The sequence below is a fragment of the Pseudomonas sp. NPDC089530 genome, assembly GCF_050280705.1.
In the GTDB taxonomy this organism is placed as follows: Bacteria; Pseudomonadota; Gammaproteobacteria; order Pseudomonadales; family Pseudomonadaceae; genus Aquipseudomonas.
Genome location: NZ_JBNNVU010000002.1, coordinates 122,006 through 139,453, shown reverse-complemented (window position 1 = coordinate 139,453; position 17,448 = coordinate 122,006). Strand labels below are relative to the sequence as shown.

14 protein-coding genes are annotated in these 17,448 nt (G+C 62.1%); 11 read left to right on the top strand and 3 right to left on the bottom strand.

Going from position 1 to position 17,448, the window contains the following annotated elements; translation table 11 throughout:
* Nucleotides 1–82: 82 nt before the first annotated feature.
* Complete coding sequence (gene speB, locus ACQKQA_RS01650; protein ID WP_427552794.1) at nucleotides 83–1,042, bottom strand: agmatinase; 960 nt, start codon at nucleotides 1,040–1,042, stop codon at nucleotides 83–85.
* Between the two features lie 151 nt (nucleotides 1,043–1,193).
* On the opposite strand from speB, the gene ACQKQA_RS01645 reads away from it, so the two are divergent.
* The 3 genes from ACQKQA_RS01645 (at nucleotide 1,194) to ACQKQA_RS01635 (ending at nucleotide 4,586) form a co-directional block, all read left to right on the top strand.
* The gene (locus ACQKQA_RS01645; RefSeq protein WP_427552792.1) at nucleotides 1,194–2,096 is read left to right on the top strand and encodes a LysR family transcriptional regulator; all 903 of its coding nucleotides are present in this window, start codon (nucleotides 1,194–1,196) and stop codon (nucleotides 2,094–2,096) included.
* A gap of 371 nt (nucleotides 2,097–2,467) precedes the next feature.
* A complete protein-coding gene (locus tag ACQKQA_RS01640) occupies nucleotides 2,468–3,907 on the top strand; it encodes a nucleobase:cation symporter-2 family protein (RefSeq protein WP_427552791.1) in 1,440 nt (479 codons plus the stop codon).
* A 205-nt stretch (nucleotides 3,908–4,112) separates the two neighbouring features.
* The gene (locus ACQKQA_RS01635; protein WP_427552789.1) at nucleotides 4,113–4,586 is read left to right on the top strand and encodes an LEA type 2 family protein; all 474 of its coding nucleotides are present in this window, start codon (nucleotides 4,113–4,115) and stop codon (nucleotides 4,584–4,586) included.
* 201 nt (nucleotides 4,587–4,787) lie between these two features.
* Here ACQKQA_RS01635 and glsB read toward each other — a convergent pair whose 3' ends face one another.
* Nucleotides 4,788–5,696: a glutaminase B gene (gene glsB, locus ACQKQA_RS01630; RefSeq protein ID WP_427552787.1), complete on the bottom strand. Its 909-nt coding sequence runs from the start codon at nucleotides 5,694–5,696 to the stop codon at nucleotides 4,788–4,790.
* A gap of 201 nt (nucleotides 5,697–5,897) precedes the next feature.
* On the opposite strand from glsB, the gene ACQKQA_RS01625 reads away from it, so the two are divergent.
* From ACQKQA_RS01625 to ACQKQA_RS01590, 8 genes are all read left to right on the top strand, one after another.
* Entirely contained in the window at nucleotides 5,898–6,794 is an 897-nt protein-coding gene (locus ACQKQA_RS01625) for a LysR family transcriptional regulator (RefSeq protein WP_427552785.1), read from the top strand.
* A 157-nt stretch (nucleotides 6,795–6,951) separates the two neighbouring features.
* The gene (locus ACQKQA_RS01620; protein WP_427552783.1) at nucleotides 6,952–8,205 is read left to right on the top strand and encodes a ferredoxin reductase family protein; all 1,254 of its coding nucleotides are present in this window, start codon (nucleotides 6,952–6,954) and stop codon (nucleotides 8,203–8,205) included.
* 322 nt (nucleotides 8,206–8,527) lie between these two features.
* The gene (locus ACQKQA_RS01615; RefSeq protein ID WP_427552781.1) at nucleotides 8,528–10,648 is read left to right on the top strand and encodes a type VI secretion system Vgr family protein; all 2,121 of its coding nucleotides are present in this window, start codon (nucleotides 8,528–8,530) and stop codon (nucleotides 10,646–10,648) included.
* Entirely contained in the window at nucleotides 10,645–11,607 is a 963-nt protein-coding gene (locus ACQKQA_RS01610) for a DUF4123 domain-containing protein (RefSeq protein WP_427552779.1), read from the top strand. The genes ACQKQA_RS01615 and ACQKQA_RS01610 overlap by 4 nt, the downstream gene beginning before the upstream one ends.
* The gene (locus ACQKQA_RS01605) at nucleotides 11,600–14,560 is read left to right on the top strand and encodes a T6SS effector BTH_I2691 family protein (protein WP_427552777.1); all 2,961 of its coding nucleotides are present in this window, start codon (nucleotides 11,600–11,602) and stop codon (nucleotides 14,558–14,560) included. Before ACQKQA_RS01610 ends, ACQKQA_RS01605 begins: the two co-directional genes overlap by 8 nt.
* A gap of 10 nt (nucleotides 14,561–14,570) precedes the next feature.
* Complete coding sequence (locus ACQKQA_RS01600) at nucleotides 14,571–15,476, top strand: hypothetical protein (protein ID WP_427552775.1); 906 nt, start codon at nucleotides 14,571–14,573, stop codon at nucleotides 15,474–15,476.
* Between the two features lie 136 nt (nucleotides 15,477–15,612).
* The gene (locus ACQKQA_RS01595; protein ID WP_427552773.1) at nucleotides 15,613–15,870 is read left to right on the top strand and encodes a PAAR domain-containing protein; all 258 of its coding nucleotides are present in this window, start codon (nucleotides 15,613–15,615) and stop codon (nucleotides 15,868–15,870) included.
* Between the two features lie 57 nt (nucleotides 15,871–15,927).
* Nucleotides 15,928–16,470 carry a GNAT family N-acetyltransferase gene (locus tag ACQKQA_RS01590; RefSeq protein ID WP_427552771.1) on the top strand — a complete coding sequence of 181 codons (543 nt, stop codon included), beginning with the start codon at nucleotides 15,928–15,930 and terminating at the stop codon, nucleotides 16,468–16,470.
* Here the strand turns inward: ACQKQA_RS01590 and ACQKQA_RS01585 are convergent.
* Entirely contained in the window at nucleotides 16,463–17,383 is a 921-nt protein-coding gene (locus ACQKQA_RS01585; protein WP_427552769.1) for a carbon-nitrogen hydrolase family protein, read from the bottom strand. The genes ACQKQA_RS01590 and ACQKQA_RS01585 overlap by 8 nt on opposite strands.
* Between the last annotated feature and the right edge of the window lie 65 nt (nucleotides 17,384–17,448).

Below are 17,448 nucleotides of genomic sequence, written 5' to 3'. Positions count from 1 at the left end.
CGGTGTGCCTGATACGACGTATCGCGAGTAATCGAACGTCGACCGGCTGCTCCTACAGGAGATGGTGAAATGCCCGGGCGCTCTACAGATCGACCTTATGCCGCGCCGCATACAGGCAGAGCATTTCCATCGCCAGGGTGGCCGCCGCCAGCGAGGTGATTTCCGCGTTGTCGTAGGCCGGGGCGACTTCCACCACGTCCATGCCCACCAGATTGATCCCGCGCAGGCCCCCGAGGATCTCCAGCGCCTGCACGGTGCTCAGGCCGCCGCACACCGGGGTGCCGGTGCCGGGGGCGAAGGCCGGGTCGAGGCAGTCGATATCGAAGGTCAGGTACACCGGCTGGTCGCCGACCCGTTGGCGAATCGCCTCGACTATCGCTTCGCAGCCGCGCCGATGCACCTGCCGGGCATCCAGTACCGCGAAGCCCTGGTGATCGTCGTTGGTGGTGCGCAGGCCGATCTGCACCGAGCACGCCGGGTCCACCAGCCCTTCGCGGGCCGCATGCCAGAACATGGTGCCGTGATCGATGCGCTGGCCCTCCTCGTCCGGCCAGGTATCGCTGTGGGCATCGAAGTGGACCAACGCCAGCGGCCCGTGCTTGCGGGCGTGGGCCTTGAGCAGCGGATAGGTGATGAAGTGGTCGCCGCCGAAGGTCAGCATCGCGCTGCCGCTGGCGAGGATCCGCTCGGCATGGGCCTCGATGCTCTCCGGCACCGACTGCGGCACCCCGGAGTCGAAGGCGCAGTCGCCATAGTCGACCACCGCCAGATGGTCGAACGGGTCGAAGGTCCACGGCCAGTGGCGTTCCCAGGCGATGCCGGTGGAGGCGGCGCGGATGCCCCGCGGGCCGAAGCGCGCGCCGGGGCGGTTGCTGGTGGCGGTATCGAACGGCACACCGCTGACCGCCACGTCCACGCCGCGCAGGTCGCGGCTGTAGCGCCGGCGCATAAAACTGGTGATGCCGGCGTAGGTGCTTTCGGCGGCGGTGCCGTACAGGCTGTCGCGGGTCAGGGCCTGGTCGTTGCGGTTGGCGATATCCATGGATTCGTCCTTAAGGTTGGCGGCTAACGAACGGTTACGGATGCCTCGGCGCAGATCGTCATCGAGGAGTCTGTGGCGGCAGCTTGCACCGACCGATACATTGGTAAAATATCAAGCGTATTAACCTGACATTCACCCGGAGTAATGTTTGATGCTCGGCCAACTGCACGATCTCGACCTGCATCTGCTGCGGCTGTTCGTCTGCGTGGTCGAATACGGCGGCTTCAGCGCCGCCCAGGGCGAACTGGGGCTGAGCCAGTCGAGCATCAGCCAGCAGATGGCCAAGCTGGAAACCCGCCTCGGCTATCGTCTGTGCAGCCGCGGCAAGGGCGGCTTCCGGCTGACGCCCAAGGGCGAGCAACTGCTGCTGGCGACTCGCGGCCTGTTCGCGTCCATCGAGCAGTTTCGCCATCAGTCCAACGGCGTCGCCGGGCGCTTGCTCGGCGAGGTGCGCCTGGGCTTGTCGGAGGCACTCGACCCGGCGGTGCTGCACAAGGTCGCTGAAGCGATCCGGCGCTTTCGCCAGCGCGACGAGTCGGTGCGTATCGAGTTGATGAGCGCCATGACCGGCGAAATGGAACGCTTGCTGTTGCAGCAGCGGCTGGACCTGGCGATCGGCTATTTCTCCAAGGTGCAGCACGCCTTCGATTACCGCCAGCTGTTCACGGAAACCCAGCACCTGTACTGCGGACGCGGCCATCCGTTGTTCGCCCAGGACAATCCGGACCTGCAAGCCCTGCACCGCGCCGACAAGGTCGACCATCACTACCGGTTGCTGAAAAACGACGAGCCGTTCCAGGGAGTATCCGGTTCGGCTTGCTCGCAGCAGGTCGAGGCCACCCTGACCTTTATCCTCTCGGGCCAGCATATCGGCTACCTGCCCAGCCACTTTGCCCGCGACTGGGAGGACAGAGGACTGCTCAAGACGCTGCGCCCCGAAGAACTCAGCTACGACGTGGGCTTCTTCCTCGCCCGCCACCGCGCCCAGGTTCCCGGCGACGCCCAGCGGGCCTTCGAGGAAGACCTGCTGGCCGCCTTCGGACAAGCCCTGTAGCCGCTCAGGCAGATCGCGGGTTCAGGTTTTGCGGCAACTGCGTTGCCGTACGCAGCCTCGCAGGCTCGGCAGCGGCTACACAGACAACGCAATCCCTGTAGCCGCTGCCGCAGGCTGCGTACGGGCGCGCAGCGGTCGCTGCGGGCGATGCAATCCCTTCGGCGCAGGTGCGAGTCCCCTCAATAATTCGTCGAAGTTTTCTTCCGCGAGCCCGTCAGCCCTTCTGACCCGGCCACCTTTCTGGCATCCTGCGCCTCCATTTTTCCGACCGGGTCCGCAGAGGTTGCCTTGCGCCCTGTGCCACCTCGCGTCGCCCCCTTTTTTCCACGTGTTTCATGCCCTATCGACACGTCATTGGCAGGCTCTTTCCCATGACCGCACCTGAACGCTCCACGCCACGCTACAAGTCCGACCTGATCTACGGCCTGGAGGACCGCCCGCATTTCAGCGCGGCGATCTTCGCCGCGCTGCAACACGTACTGGCCAGTTTTGTCGGCATCATCTCCCCCACCCTGATCTTCGGCGGTGTGCTGGGCCTGCAGAATGAAACGCCCTACCTGATCAGCATGGCGCTGTTCGTCTCGGGCCTGGGCACCTTCGTCCAGGCCCGGCGCCTGGGGCCGATCGGCTCCGGCCTGCTGTGTGTGCAGGGCACCAGCTTTTCCTTTATCAGCGTGCTGCTCAGCGCCGGCCTGATGGTCAAGGGCCGCGGCGGCAGCAATGAAGAGATCCTCTCGACCATCTTCGGCATCTGCTTCTGCGCGGCCTTTATCGAGATGTTCCTCAGCCAATTCATCGGCAAGCTGCGCAAGCTGATCACCCCAGTGGTGACCGGCACCATCATCACCCTGATGGGCCTGTCGCTGATCAAAGTGGCGGTCACCGACATGGCCGGCGGCTTCGGCGCCCCCGACCTGGGCGCCGCCAGCAACCTGGGGCTGGCCGCCCTGGTGCTGCTGACCATCGTGGTCCTCAACCGCTTCAGTCATCCGATGCTGCGCCTGGGGTCGATCGTCATCGGCCTGACCCTGGGCTTCGTCGTCGCCTGGCTGCTGGGCCGGGTGGACATGGCGACGATGCCGGAAGTGCCGATGGTCAGCGTGCCGGTGCCGTTCAAGTACGGCTTCTCCTTCGACCTGATCGCCTTTATCCCGCTGGCGGTGATTTTCCTGATTTCGCCCCTGGAAGCGGCCGGCGACCTGACCGCCAACTCGATGATTTCCCAGCAGCCGGTCAAGGGCCCGCTGTACATCAAGCGCATCAAGTCCGGCCTGCTGGCCGACGGTTTCAACTCAATGGTGGCGGCGGTGTTCAACAGCCTGCCGATGGTCACCTTCGCCCAGAACAACGGAGTGATCCAACTGACCGGCGTGGCCAGCCGCCATGTGGCGTACTTCATCGCCGGCCTGCTGGTGCTGCTGGGGCTGTTCCCGGTGATCGGCGCGGTGCTGCAACTGATGCCCAAGCCGGTGCTGGGCGGCGCGACCCTGATCATGTTCGGCACCGTGGCCGTGGCCGGGATCAAGATCCTCGCCGAAGCCGGGCTGCATCGGCGCAACGTGCTGATCGTGGCCATCTCCTTAGGGATGGGCCTGGGCGTGGCGGCGGTGCCGGAAGTCCTGCGCGAGCTGCCCAAGGCGCTGCACAACATTTTCGAATCGCCGATCACCGTCGGGGCGATGTGCGCGATCCTGCTGAACATCTTCCTGCCGGAAGAATTCATCGAGCTGGAAGAAGACGAATTCGACCCGGAAGCGGCGACCCTCAAGGTCATGCAGGACCCGGACATGGGCGCCAAAAGCAACGCCTGAGCACGCCTTTTGCAGGAGCGAGCGGGCGGCGATCCGACGTGCCCGCGATGCAGGCGCTGCGGTGTGTCGGGCCGGACGCTATCGCGAGCAAGCTTCGCTCCTGCAGAAGCAGGGGCGAGGCAGCGGCAAAACGGTCTGCGGTTTGTAGCCGCGGCCGGCTCGCGCTAGATTCAACAGTGCCTCCTTCCTCGCAGAGACCGCCTCGATGCGCAGACTCCTCAGCCTCACCCTTTCCCTGCTGTTGCTCAGTCTCAGCGCCTGTGCCCTGTTTCCCCAGCGCGATCAGGTGCACATCAATGTGGTCGGGATCGATCCCCTGCCCAGCCAGGACCTGGAAGTGCGCTTCGCGATCAAGCTGCGCCTGCAGAACCCCAATGAAACCGCGATCAGCTACAACGGCGTGGCGCTGGACCTGGAGGTCAACGGCCAACCGCTGGCGACCGGGGTCAGCAACCAGACCGGCAGCGTCGGGCGGTTCTCTGAAAGTGTGCTGGTGGTGCCGGTCAGCGTTTCGGCCTTCACCGTGCTGCGCCAGACCCTGGGCCTGACTCAGACCCAAAGCCTCGACGACCTGCCCTACGTACTGCGCGGCAAGCTCGCCGGCGGCCCGACCGGCACCCTGCGCTTCGTCGACAAGGGCCAGCTGAGCCTGCCGAAGAGCGCGAACGTCATCTGGTAACCGCCGCCCTGTAGCCGCTGCCGAGCGACAGCGAGGCTGCGATCGGCAACGCAGTTGCCGCAAAACCTGAGCCTGCAGTGTGTCAGGTAAAACGCGAACTCAGGGCTGGCGGTTGCTGCGCAACCGAGCGCAGCCTCGCTGTCGCTCGGCAGCGGCTACATAAACGCTGCGTTGCCTGGCAGGTCCGGTAGCAGACCGTCTCTAGAACACCGACCAGCCAATGCGTTGGCTCAGCAATTCCAGCGCCGCCATGCCCACCAGGGAGTTGCCCGCGGCGTTCAGTTCCGGTGACCACACGCACACCGTGAACTGCCCCGGCACCACCGCGACTATGCCGCCGCCTACGCCGCTCTTGCCCGGCAGGCCGACGCGGTAGGCGAAATTGCCGGCTTCGTCGTACAGCCCACTGGTGGCCATGATCGAGTTGACTTGCTGGGTCTGGCGCGCCGTGAGGATCTGCTCGCCGCTGTGCTTGCAGAAACCATCGTTGGCCAGGAAGCAGAACGCCCGCGCCAGGTCGACGCAGCTCATGCGTAGCGCGCAGTGGCTGAAGTAGCTGCGCAGCACCGCCTCGACATCGTTGTGGAAGTTGCCGAAGGACTGCATCAGGTAGGCCATCGCCGCGTTGCGCGCGCGGTGCTGGTATTCCGACTCGGCGACGCGGCCGTCCACCAGCACCTGCATATTGCCCGACAGGCGCCGCACGAAATCGCGCATGGACAGCGTCGGCGCTGCGAAACGCGACTGGTTGATGTCGCAGATCACCAGCGCCCCGGCGTTGATAAAGGGGTTGCGCGGACGGCCGCGCTCGAACTCCAGCTGCACCAGGGAGTTGAACGGCTGCCCGGAGGGTTCATGGCCCAGACGCTCCCAGATCGCCTCGCCGGAATGCCCAATGGCCTGCACCAGGCTGAAGACCTTGGAAATACTCTGCACCGAGAACGGCGTATCGGCATCGCCGGCGCTGAACACCTGGCCATCGTTGCCGTACACGGCAATCCCCAGCTGGTTGGCCGGCACGTCGGCCAGCGCCGGAATGTAGCTGGCCACTTTGCCCTGGCCGATCAGAGGACGGACTTCGTCGAGGATCTCGTTCAACAACGCTTGCATGTTCAAACTCGCACTCACTGCCCCGCACCGCTGCGAAGCTATCGCTGCTAGACGCGCCCCGCCGCGTCGAGAACACAGTTATCGCCACTTGCCCACTCGCGTGGATGAAACCACCGATAAAAATCCTCCGCCAGCCGCGCATTTTTGATCGGGAAGAGCCGCAACTGATAGGCTTTCCCTCATCTTCGACAGGGAGCGCTCATGGATCTCAACGCCGCCAGGATGTTTGTCAGCGTGGTCCAATGCGGCAGCATTTCGTCCGCCGCCCACCTGCTGCAATTACCGCTGGCCACCATCCGCCGGGGCATCCGCGAACTGGAACGCAGCCTCGACGTGCAACTGCTGGAACGCTCCTCCCGTGGCACCCGGCTGACCGCTGCCGGTAGCCAGCTCTACGAACACGCCAGCCGCGGTATCGAAGCCCTGGCCGAGGGCGAACAGGCTGTCAGAAATGATCGAGTGCGCTTGCGGGGGCGCCTGAGCGTCTCCGTGCCCGCGGCCTTCGAGAGCTGGTGGAAACTGCTGGCGGCCTTCCAGCGGCGCCATCCCGAGGTCCAGGTGGCGGTCTATACCAGCGAACGGGGCCATGAACAGGAAAGCGACCTGGTGCAGGACGAGGTGGACGTCGCCCTGCGCGCCGGGCCGCCGCTCGACGAAGACCGCCCCGCGCGCCTGCTGGCCAGCTACCGCCATCTGCTGGTCGCCAGCCCGCTGCTGCTGGAGCGCCTGGGAACCCCGCAAACGCCTGCGGACCTGCGGGGTTTTCCCTGCGCCGTCTGGTCGCGCCAGCCCTATGCCCGGGAGCAGTGGCAACTGGGGGAGCATACCTACAGCCCCGATCCGCTGTTCGCCGCCAACGATTACCTGCACCTGCGCCAACTGGCATTGACCGCCAAGGTAGTCACCGAACTGCCGGCGTTTCTCGCCGCCGAAGCCCTGCGCGACGGCCGTCTGCGGGTTGTGCTGCCCTGGCTGCCGATGCCGGAACAGCAGCTGCACCTGTTGTATCCGCCCCACCAGCCGCCCTCGAACATCGTGCGCGCCTACCTGGATTTCGCCCAGGACTGGCTGCGCGAACACCCCTTGCCGGCCTATTGAGCGGGCGCTGATACAGATCAGTCCGGGGTTGTCGGACCGCCAGTAAAATACGGTTCAGGCTGCGCCCCCCATGGTGAGATAAAGGCGGGGCAGCCCTCGACCCACCCTGCGCGTCGACGCCTGCGCCGGCGCCATCCCCTCCGGAGGCGTCCTCCCCGTGAAAACCCGCTATGTGGTGCTCGGCACCCTGCTGATCACCAGCTTCACCGTCCTGTTGGAAATCCCCTCCGATACCTGGTTGACCTCCGCCACCCTGAGCCTGATCCTCGGCGCCAATGCGCTGGCCTGCATGGCCCTGTCCTGCCTGCTGGCCAGCCGCTGGCGCTGGGTCGAGCGCCTGTTCGGCGGCCTCGACCGGGTCTATGAAACCCACAAATGGCTGGGCATATGGGCGCTGGTCGGGGCCAGCTATCACTTGGTGTTCAAGGCCAACCTGGATGTCTGGGGCAGCGTGCCGATCATCGAGTTCTCCAAGTACTGGACGCGGATGGTGCGGCAACTGAGTTATGTCGCCCTGGGCCTGATCGTGCTGCTGGCGCTGAACCGCAACATTCCCTACGGCCAGTGGCGCTGGTGGCACAAGCTGTCCGGGCCGCTGTTCGCCATCGTCATCCTGCACTGGCTGAGCTTCAAATCGCCGATCGCCCTGGATAACCCCTCGGGAATCTGGCTGACCCTGCTCTGCGGTCTGGGCCTGCTCGGCGCCCTGTACAAGCTGCTGCTCTACCCTCTGCTGGCCCGGGCCGGCGAATACCGGGTCAGCGCGGTCACCCAGGAAAAGAACGCCCTGCACCTGGAACTGACCCCGCTGCGTCGCGGCTTCGCCTTCCAGGCCGGGCAGTTCGCCTTCCTCGCCATGCAGGAAAAAGGCCTGCGCGAACCGCACCCCTTCACCATCGCCAGCGCCCAGGCCAGCGACGGCCACATCGCGTTCGTGATCCGCGCCCTGGGGGACTACACCCAGAAGCTGCGCCGGCAGGTCAAGGTCGGCATGCGTGCCGACCTCTACGCGCCCTATGGCCGCTTCAAGCGCCGGCTCGACGCCGGCCGGGAAATCTGGATCGGCGGTGGCGTGGGTATCTCGCCCTTTATCTCGTGGCTACAGGATGCCGGCGCAGGGCGCTTCGACCGGGCGACCCTGGTGTACTGCTTCAACCCGTCCCGGGCCTTCCCCAGCGCCGAAACCCTGCAAGCGCTGGCCGCGGAACGCGGGGTGGATTTCATCGGCCATACCGGTGGCGCCGACCGCTTGGGCGAAACCTTGAAACGGGTCGCCGGCGAAACCGATCCACGGCAGATCCAGATCAGTTTCTGCGGACCGAAAGGGCTGCTGGCGCGGGTCAAGGAGTCGATGCGCGACTGCGCGATTCCCGAAGAAAACCTGCACTACGAGTTCTTCGAGTTTCGCTGATACATGCCGTGCTCCACGCCTGCGGCGCTGGTGCAAAGTCATTCGCACCACTGCCGCCCCCTCCGACCGGTGCACAGCGTGCCTGTTCGCTTATTCCTTTGGAGCACGCAGGAAACAACTAGAAACATCTTGTCGCATCACCCCTAAGTTATTTGGCTTTTATCGTTTTACCATCCGCCTTCGAAAAACCTGCACAGAAATAGTGCAGTCACAGGAACAGACCGCTATTTGGAAGCAGGATCTTTTCGATAGCCGTCTCACATTTTTCATGCCTGAGCGCTTCTTGCTTGGGCGATTCGCTCTTTTGCCCAAGGAATGGTGTATGCGACAGAGGGATCTGAGATTCACATTTGCCGTGCTCTCCAGCCAGATAGAGTTCGACGTCGTCGAGTTCACACTGGAGGAAGCTCTTAGCGAGCCCTTTCGGTTGATACTGGACCTGTCCAGTTACAGCGCGGCGATAAATTTCGAGCAGGTACTCGATTGCCCGGCACTGCTGACGATCTGGCACGGCAATCAGGCCGTGCGCTATGTGCATGGCCTTGTCTCGAGCTTTACGCAGGGAACGACGGGATTTCACCGAACGCGCTATCGCGCGGTAGTCGAACCGCAACTTTCCCGGCTTGGCCTGTGTTCCAACTGGCGAATCTTCCAGCAAAAAAGCGTTCCCGAAATCCTCAAAAGTGTGCTTCGCGAACATGGCATCCTGCATTACGAACAACATCTGACGAATGAAAACCTGGCTCGCGAGTACTGCGTTCAGGCAGGAGACACCGATCTTTACCTGCTGGAACGACTCGCGGCCGAAGAAGGGCTTTACTACTCCTTCTCCTTTACCGCCGACAGTCACACCCTGCACCACGGCGACCGGCTCTACATCCACCGTCGGGTCGAGGGCGATCCCGTACTCTACAACAACGCGCCTGCCGGCGATGCTCCCCAGCCAGTACTGTATGCGTTCAGCTACACCGAAAATGTTCGCACCGCCCAGCAGACTCAACGCGACTACACATTCAAACGCCCCTCCTATACCCAGCACCACAACGTTGCAGGCGAACAACTGGAGCATCAGGCGCAGACCTACGAGCGCTATGACTATCCAGGCCGCTACAAAGTCAGCAGCGCTGGCAAGCCGTTCACTCAGAACCGCTTGCGCGGTCATCGTCGAGATGCCCAGGTCGCTCTTGTCGAAGGCGATGATCCGCGCCTGATACCGGGCGTGGGTTTCCAGCTCGCGGGCCACCCCAGGCCCGACTTCAACCGTTGGTGGCGACCCGTACGCATCACCCATAAGGGCGTGCAGTATTCCAGCCAGGAGGATGAGGCTGCGCAAATGGGTGTGAGCTACGACTACGTGGCCGAGATCATCTCGGAGGATACGGAGTGGCGGCCGGAGCCCATGCCGAAACCCGCTATCGAAGGACCTCAGATAGCCACAGTGGTAGGCCCTGAGGGTGAGGAAATCTATTGCGACGAGTGGGGCCGGGTGAAGGTCCAGTTTCCATGGGACCGAGAAGGCACGCATAACGAATTCAGTTCCTGCTGGATACGCGTGGCCCACAACTGGGCCGGGGCCGACTGGGGTCATATCGCCATTCCCCGGATAGGCCAGGAAGTCATTGTCAATTACCTCGATGGCGACTGCGACCAACCGATCGTCACTGGACGGACCTATCGGGCGACCAACCCTCCTCCTTACGAGCTGCCCCGTCACAAGACGCGCATGACGATCAAGAGCAAGACCCACAAGGGCGAAGGCTTCAACGAGCTGCGTTTCGAGGACGAAAAGGACCAGGAGGAAATCTACGTCCATGCACAAAAGGACCAGAATATCCACGTCAACCATGACGAGACGACCTATGTCGGCCATGACCGCAGCGAGCAGGTGGAAAACGACGAAACCATTGCGATCGGCCATGACCGTCGCGAAACGGTAGGCAACGACGAGCAGGTCACCATTGGCCGCGATCGCCGCCATAACGTCAGGCAGGATGACTTCCTCACCATCGCCCGCAACCATACCGTTCATACGGGGAAGGACCGTACAGAGGAAGTCGGTAACAACCGGCGCGACAAGACAATAGCCAACCACTGGATTGAAGTCGGTGGACACCGCGAAGAGGCTGTTCAGGGCCATCACCGTATCGAGGCGGGACAAAGCATCGAGCGGCGAACGCAACGCTATGAGCTAAGGTCCAGCAGCAGCGTGGTCATCAAGGGCCCGGGGGGAAGCATTACCATCGATGAATCAGGCATCACGCTCGATGGCATCGCCATTCGCTTCAAGGGAGCGGTCAACCACGCCTCGTCCGGCAACAACAATCCTTTCGCCGTAGTCGGCACCCCGGCCTCCGGCAAGCCTCTGGACCGGTTATGCGGCAAGCGCCCGGACGGCACCTGCCTGCTGGAAGACTGCACGTGTCTGAAGGGAAGCGCGAAATGAACAGGGATGATGGCACCGCTCCACCTACCAACCTCCCCGTGCAATTGGGCGACATCGATCCACGTCTGGCGCTGCCTGCGACATCGCGGGTCTATCTGCTGCTCAACACCCAACGACTGGAGGATTGGGCTTATCGACCTTCGCCGCCGGATGCTGCAGTAGCCTCGGCGGTGGCACCGTCGGTAGTCGAGTTAGTTCGTGCGCTCGAGTCTTTCGCCCCACGCCGGTGGTTATGGGCCAACGGCCCGTTGTCGGACATGGAGGAACGCGGCCCTCTGCTGGTCGATGCGACAGGCAAACCCGCTTTGCTGGAGCATGCCGTCGCAGACTGGTCCGACGCCAATGGCGTGATCATCATCGGCACCCAGGTGGACCTTGACACCCTTGCCCGTCATCTGGGCAACCTCGTGCAGATCACCCTCCCCGATCACAGCCAGGCAACGTTCAACTTTCAGCCCACGATGCTGGAGCCCTGGTTATCGGCGCTCGGTCAGCCACATCGCAAGCAGTGGCTGGGCCCGATTCAGCAGTTGCTCTGGCGCACCCATTGGCACCGCCGCATCAGCTGGTATCGGCTCGAGCATCCGGAAGCAGCGTCAACTGCAGACCATCAAGAAAGGCTGCACCTGCACCCTCTGGAGATGGCTGCGTTCGACGCCAATACCCAGGATTACTTCATCATCAGCCTGGCCGAGGAAGTTCAGGCCATACCGCAGTACAACGTATTCAGCCTCGAACAGATCTGCGAGAGCGTCCGCGAGAAAGTTCGAGAAGCGGCCAGCGTCAATATCGAGCGCGACACGGATGTGCGCGACTTTGTCCTTTTGCATGCCCGCTACCCGGAGCCAATGGGTTCCGAGCAGGCCAAGGCATTGCTTGAAGACCCTGTTGAATCACCCGTCAGCCGGCTGCGCAACCTGACGGCCCTTATCGGTGAAAAGGAGTTCCAGAATGAATGATTCCACGGTTGGCAGTGCGGCCGGAGCTCCCGGTTGCGGCTCCCGTATCCCGCTTGTGCCAATCCGCTACGCCGTATTACCCGGGGATGGCAAGGCGGCGCAGTATAACTACAGCGCCAGCGGGTACGAGCTCGAGAAAGGTTTCCCCGCCTTGCGCGAGGCCAGTTATACACTGCGAGCCCTGCGCCCGGGCTATGTCTACGTGTTCATGAGCGGACCGAAAGGCGAAAAAATGGTCGTGCACGAACACGACGGCCAAGGCCATTACAAAGAGCTCAATTACACCGGACTGGAGAATTACCACAAGCGCGATGCGTTTCGGGCCGGACGCAGCATGTCCTGGGTCTGGGCGGACACCTGCCCGGATACCGCGAGCGAGGTCTGGATTGCCTACAGCACCCATCTCTGGAGCAATCGCATCACCACAAGGATCTGCAGTGACAAAAGCGCACGAGCGATTCACATGCAGAAAGTGGACATGAAGGAGCTGACCAGCGGTGAAAAAAGCCCCTCCAAGCAAAAACATGTCCTGCCTGCGGAAGGCCTGGGCAAGTGGGTGGAGGATTACAAGCCGAAGGACAAACGCCTGCCCCTGGACTGGAGCTGTCACTCCATCGGCGATGACTTGCCTCTGGGCACCATTATTGCCGAGGGCAGAAACTATCCGTTTACACAACCGAGAGTCCCGGCTGTCGTCGCTCTTTTCGACCCACAGGGCATCAGCATCGACCTTTCGTTGATCGCCGCGGCTCGAAAACACCAGATCCTCGATGTGCAGGCAAAGAAGACTGTCGAAGGCCAACAGGAACTGCCCGCCTGCATGCGACTGGACGTGGAGAAGCTGGCCATTGGCAGCGCAGACTTCCATCGCAAGAACCTGACCGCCACCATTCTCGAAGAAACCTTGAAACTGGTGTCGACCACCCCATCAAAGGATGTGGACCGCATCGTCAAACAGCGGTCCGACTGGCATCGGGCTCAACCCAAGGGGCATCGGGTTCCCAGCAATGACGAACTGGCCTATCAGGTACTGACCGATAAAAACCTTTCACCTGGCGGTGAGCGTCTGGCCAAACGGATCGATACCGGCAAATACAATGAATTCCTGACCCTGCGAAAACAGGCCGACCAGGAACTGAAAACATTGATGGCCCATTTCGATGTCGCGTGCTCCAACCACGACTCGTGGCTGGCGACCGCCGAAACCGAACACAAGGCCACCGCCCACAGCATTGCTGCAATGCTGGACCTGCATGACCGCGACAACAAGATCTCCGCTCAGGGGCTCGAGCAATCCATCGCCATTCTGATGAATGGAATGGGTGCACCGTTACCGGGACGTCACGATCAAGATCCCAGGTTCAAGCGCCTGGAACGCTGGGTCAACAATGATGGCAGCCCCATCTACATCGCCCTCGCCGCCTACAACCCGTTCAAGGAAAAGGCAGATGCGGTGGGCGGTCTCCTGGGGGCGAAGGATCAGGTCATAGAAGAGCTTTATGGACGTTTCCCGGCGACGGTGAATGCCACTGACCTGATTGCCCAGGACGTCACCACCGTGGTGATGAAGAAGCTGCACGGAAAGACCCGCTGGGATCGCAGCCAGACACTACGTCAACAAGTCCAGGCTGCAGCGCAAGAAGCCAACGCCCAGAAGGTCCTGGGATTGTTGTCCGCCCGCTATCGAATCACTGACACGCAGGTAAATCTTGATCCCCTGTCGGTGGAGGTTAAGAACTACCTCGACAAAGGCATGGCAGAAATAAAGCAAAGTACCGCGGTTGTCGCCGCCGGCAGCCGGACCGTGACCATCAAACAAACCCAGACCATCAGAGTCCGACCGACCCTCAAGTCGCTGGGGGTCACCAGCGGTGGCGGCATACTCAACGCCGGCATGCTGTATTTCAACATGATCAACCTGACCATCGCGTTGGAGAAACTCAAGAAAGAGTCCTCCACGTCGGATGTACTCAATTTCATGTCTGCCATTCTTGGCACCGTTTCGGCGATGGCCGCCGCGGGGGTAAGCCTGCGCAGCATTTACGTGGCATCGGCGGCACGTTTTACTCAAAGTCTTCCCGGAGCAGCCTTCGGAGCTGGTGTAACCAAGGCCCTTTCGAGCAAGCTGTTCGGACGGTCGTTGGGATGGCCGGGAATTATCCTGGGCGTGATCACCGACGGTTATTCAGGGTATGAAAAACTCAACGCAGGGAACTCGACAGCCGCAGCTTATACATGGGGCGGAGGCATCGCCCTGGCCATCGGCAGCGCGGCGATGCTCGAGGGAGGCATTGCTTTGGGGAGCGCCATGGCCGGAGTAGGTACGGCTGCCGGCGCCTCTGCGACCATTCCTGTCGCCGGCTGGATCGCTGCGGCGGTGATATTGATCGGCGGCGCAATGGTCATAGGCGCCATGTGGTTGATGTCCAGGGCCAACAAGGAAAACCATACCCCCATGGAGCTGTGGGCCGCCCGCAGCGTCTTTGGTAATCGCAAGAACGATGGGCAAGTACGTCAGGGAATCAAGCTCGACAGCCAGAAGCGCCTTCCTGGTTACGCTTCCCTCAGCGATGAAATAAAGGGTTGGTATCAAGGCTATTTCGGCCCTGTACTACTCGACGCCAGCCAGGCCAAGTCCTTGGGCTGGAATGGAATCGACAGTGCCTGGCAGGACAACTACCTCGAGGCCGACCAGGCCGAGTTTGCCGTGCTTTTCCCGGGTTTTGTGCAGGACCAGAGCACCTGGCAAGGCAAGCTTGCGAGCCGCGCGCCCCTGCCAATAACTGACGCGACAACTCAATGCCGGCACGTTAAAGCGGGATTGATCCTGCACTTCAACCATAAAATAGGTGCTAACGATAGCGACAGGATCTCTCTTGAGGTTACCTACAAGCCCAACCAGGGCTGGGACGAAACCGCCGTCGCAACTGCGAAGTTTGAGCTGATCGACTAAGGAGCTACAGATGACCATCAGCTGGACCTGGACACCAGGAGACAAGGAAGCAGCCACACCGTCTATCGGTGACCAGTACATTTCCATGGGGAAAAACGTTTTGTGCCTGCGCAACCCGATGCCCGCGGACTCGGCGTTCATGGCGAAGATGTTTTCCGCCACGATCGTCATCACGCTTGTGCTTTGGTTATGGATGTTCTGCGCCGTTATCGATGACATGCCGGTTGATGAGACGTGGATTCTTTTCATTCCCCTGCTCTTGCCACTGGGGATTTCGTTGTTTCTGTTTTACCGGATTCACTTGATCAGGAGTCAATCGAACTTCTATTTCAATCGCCACACTCAAAAAGTCTATTACTTCAAAGGCAAGACACTGCTTGTCGGTGACTGGAGCAATGTCAAAGCTGGAATATCTGATCGAACCGAGTTTTCCGGTCGTTCGTTCAGTACGACGACGTCATTGATCCTCAACGCGTTCGGTACCGATCAAGGCAGCCCACAAGCCAGGCAGATCGCAAAATCCTGGGCGCCGACCTATAGCATCTGCATCGACAGCAATGAGCCCAGCGATCCCCGACCGATCTTCGTTGCACAAGTGTGGGAGTACATTCGCCAGTTCATGGCCCGTGGCCCGGATAAGCTGCCCGTCCCCCAGGAGCCTCATTGGTGGTATGTCCCTCATAACAATATCTACCTGACGCCGCGCCAGGCATTTCGTCATTACGTACCTTGGTACACCGGAGAACCGGGGGAAAAACAGGGCAAGAAATGGTGGTTGATGCCTTTTTGGCTGGTGTTTTTCCCCTACAACTTCTTCGTTGCCCTTTGCTGGTGGATGACCTGTCGCCTGTTGCGCGTAAGCCCGGCGCCGCCGCCGCCACAAGCGCTCGAAGGCGAGCCTGGCCAACACCCATAGACATGACCGGCAAGATCATTGGGTCATAGCCTTTGGCGAGCGCTTTTGAAAAACGGAACGCTATCGAAATCATCGTGTATTAACGACAGCCCGGCCTTTATGGGGCGAAGTCGATCGACTCAAGGAGGGAGCTTGCATGAAACCGGTTGTGCTGGTTGGTCATAGCCACGATTGCCCGATACACGGCGCCGGAACGGTCGTCAGTGGATCGGCAAGCGCCTCTGTCAATGGCAAAGCCGTCGCCCGGGTAGGCGATAGCATCAGTTGCGGGGCGGTCATACAAACCGGCTCACCGACAGAGGACATTGAGGGGAAGCCTGTCGCCAGGCTAGGCGACACCACCAGTCATGGAGGTGTTCTTACCGAAGGCGACGGTAGCTGGATGCTCGACTAGACAGCACAGATCGGGCTCCACTTGAAGCCAATGCCCATCATGGAGAAAAACTTTCACATGACGCCGCCCACCCTCTACACCCAACGCCTGATCCTGCGTCCGCTGGAACTGGCCGATGCCGAGGCCATCCAGCAGCAGTTCCCGCACTGGGAAGTGGTGCGTTACCTCAATGCGCGGGTGCCCTGGCCCTATCCCGCCGACGGAGCCCTGAGCTATCTGCGCGACATTGCGCTGCCAGCCATTGCGCGTGGCGAGGAATGGCACTGGTCGATCCGCCTGAACAGCGCGCCGGTGCAGTTGATCGGCAACATCAGCCTGATGGACGAAGCCGATAACAACCGTGGCTTCTGGCTGGGTCCGGCCTGGCAGGGCCAGGGCTATATGAGCGAGGCCTGCGCAGCAGTCACCGAGTACTGGTTCGAGGTGCTGGGGCGCGACGTGCTGCGGGTGCCCAAGGCCGCGCCCAACCTGGCCTCGCGGCGGATTTCCGAACGCGCTGGCATGCGCCTGGTCGGCAGCGACGAAGACGATTTCGTCTGCGAGCGACTGCCCCGGGAAATCTGGGAAATCACCCGCGAACAGTGGCGCCGCCTCAGATGAAACGCACGCCGGCCTTGGCCCGTTCGTCCACCGTCAGTTCGAACACATCCGGGCGCGCATAGTGCCCGACCACGTCGTAGTCGTAGCGCGCCCGCACCAGCTCGGCAGTGTCGATCTGCGCCGTCAGCAGGCCGGCGCGGTCCAGCAGCGGCCCGGCCAATACGTCGCCCATGGGTCCGACGATCACACTGCCGCCGGCGATCAGCGGGCGCTCGGCCGGCCAGTTGGCGATCTCCAGCCCCAACGCCTGCGGTGACGCCTGCACCTGGCAGGCGCTGACCACGAAGCAGCGGCCTTCATGGGCAATGTGGCGCATGCTCACCTGCCACATCTCGCGCTCGTCCACGGTCGGCGCGCACCACACCTCGACGCCCTTGGCGTACATCGCGGTGCGCAGCAGCGGCATCATGTTCTCCCAGCAGATCACCGCCCCGACCCGGCCGACCTGAGTGTCCAGTACCGGCAGGGTCGAACCGTCGCCCTTGCCCCAGATCAGGCGCTCGGTGCCGGTGGGCATCAGCTTGCGGTGCTTGCCCACCAGGCCATGCTGCGGATCGAAATACAGGGCCGTGCAATACAGAGTGCTACCGGCGCGCTCGATCACCCCCAGCACCAGGTTGGCCCCGGTGCGTGCCGCCAGGCCGGCCAGGGCCTCAGTCTCCGCGCCCGGCACGTCGACGGCGTTGGCGAAATAGCGGGCGAAGGCTTCCCGGCCTTCCGGCAGGCGATAGCCGAGCTGAGTGCCAAAGCCCTCGCCCTTGGGGTAACCGCCGAGCAGCGCTTCGGGCATCACCACCAGTTGCGCGCCGGCCTCGATGATGGCGGCCTCATAGGACAGGATCTGTTCCAGGGTGGCGGCCTTGCCTTCTGGCAGGGAGCCGATCTGCAGCGCGGCGACAATGGACTTGGGCATCGGGATAACTCCTGTGGCGATGAAGGGTTGCCCATTGTCCGGCCGGCGCCGATCATGCAGAAAGC

Coding starts and splice junctions, on each gene's coding strand:
- speB (WP_427552794.1), bottom strand. CDS start 1,042: ATGGATATCGCCAACCGCAACGACCAGGCCCTGACCCGCGACAGCCTG.
- ACQKQA_RS01645 (WP_427552792.1), top strand. CDS start 1,194: ATGCTCGGCCAACTGCACGATCTCGACCTGCATCTGCTGCGGCTGTTC.
- ACQKQA_RS01640 (WP_427552791.1), top strand. CDS start 2,468: ATGACCGCACCTGAACGCTCCACGCCACGCTACAAGTCCGACCTGATC.
- ACQKQA_RS01635 (WP_427552789.1), top strand. CDS start 4,113: ATGCGCAGACTCCTCAGCCTCACCCTTTCCCTGCTGTTGCTCAGTCTC.
- glsB (WP_427552787.1), bottom strand. CDS start 5,696: ATGCAAGCGTTGTTGAACGAGATCCTCGACGAAGTCCGTCCTCTGATC.
- ACQKQA_RS01625 (WP_427552785.1), top strand. CDS start 5,898: ATGGATCTCAACGCCGCCAGGATGTTTGTCAGCGTGGTCCAATGCGGC.
- ACQKQA_RS01615 (WP_427552781.1), top strand. CDS start 8,528: ATGCGACAGAGGGATCTGAGATTCACATTTGCCGTGCTCTCCAGCCAG.
- ACQKQA_RS01610 (WP_427552779.1), top strand. CDS start 10,645: ATGAACAGGGATGATGGCACCGCTCCACCTACCAACCTCCCCGTGCAA.
- ACQKQA_RS01605 (WP_427552777.1), top strand. CDS start 11,600: ATGAATGATTCCACGGTTGGCAGTGCGGCCGGAGCTCCCGGTTGCGGC.
- ACQKQA_RS01600 (WP_427552775.1), top strand. CDS start 14,571: ATGACCATCAGCTGGACCTGGACACCAGGAGACAAGGAAGCAGCCACA.
- ACQKQA_RS01595 (WP_427552773.1), top strand. CDS start 15,613: ATGAAACCGGTTGTGCTGGTTGGTCATAGCCACGATTGCCCGATACAC.
- ACQKQA_RS01590 (WP_427552771.1), top strand. CDS start 15,928: ATGACGCCGCCCACCCTCTACACCCAACGCCTGATCCTGCGTCCGCTG.
- ACQKQA_RS01585 (WP_427552769.1), bottom strand. CDS start 17,383: ATGCCCAAGTCCATTGTCGCCGCGCTGCAGATCGGCTCCCTGCCAGAA.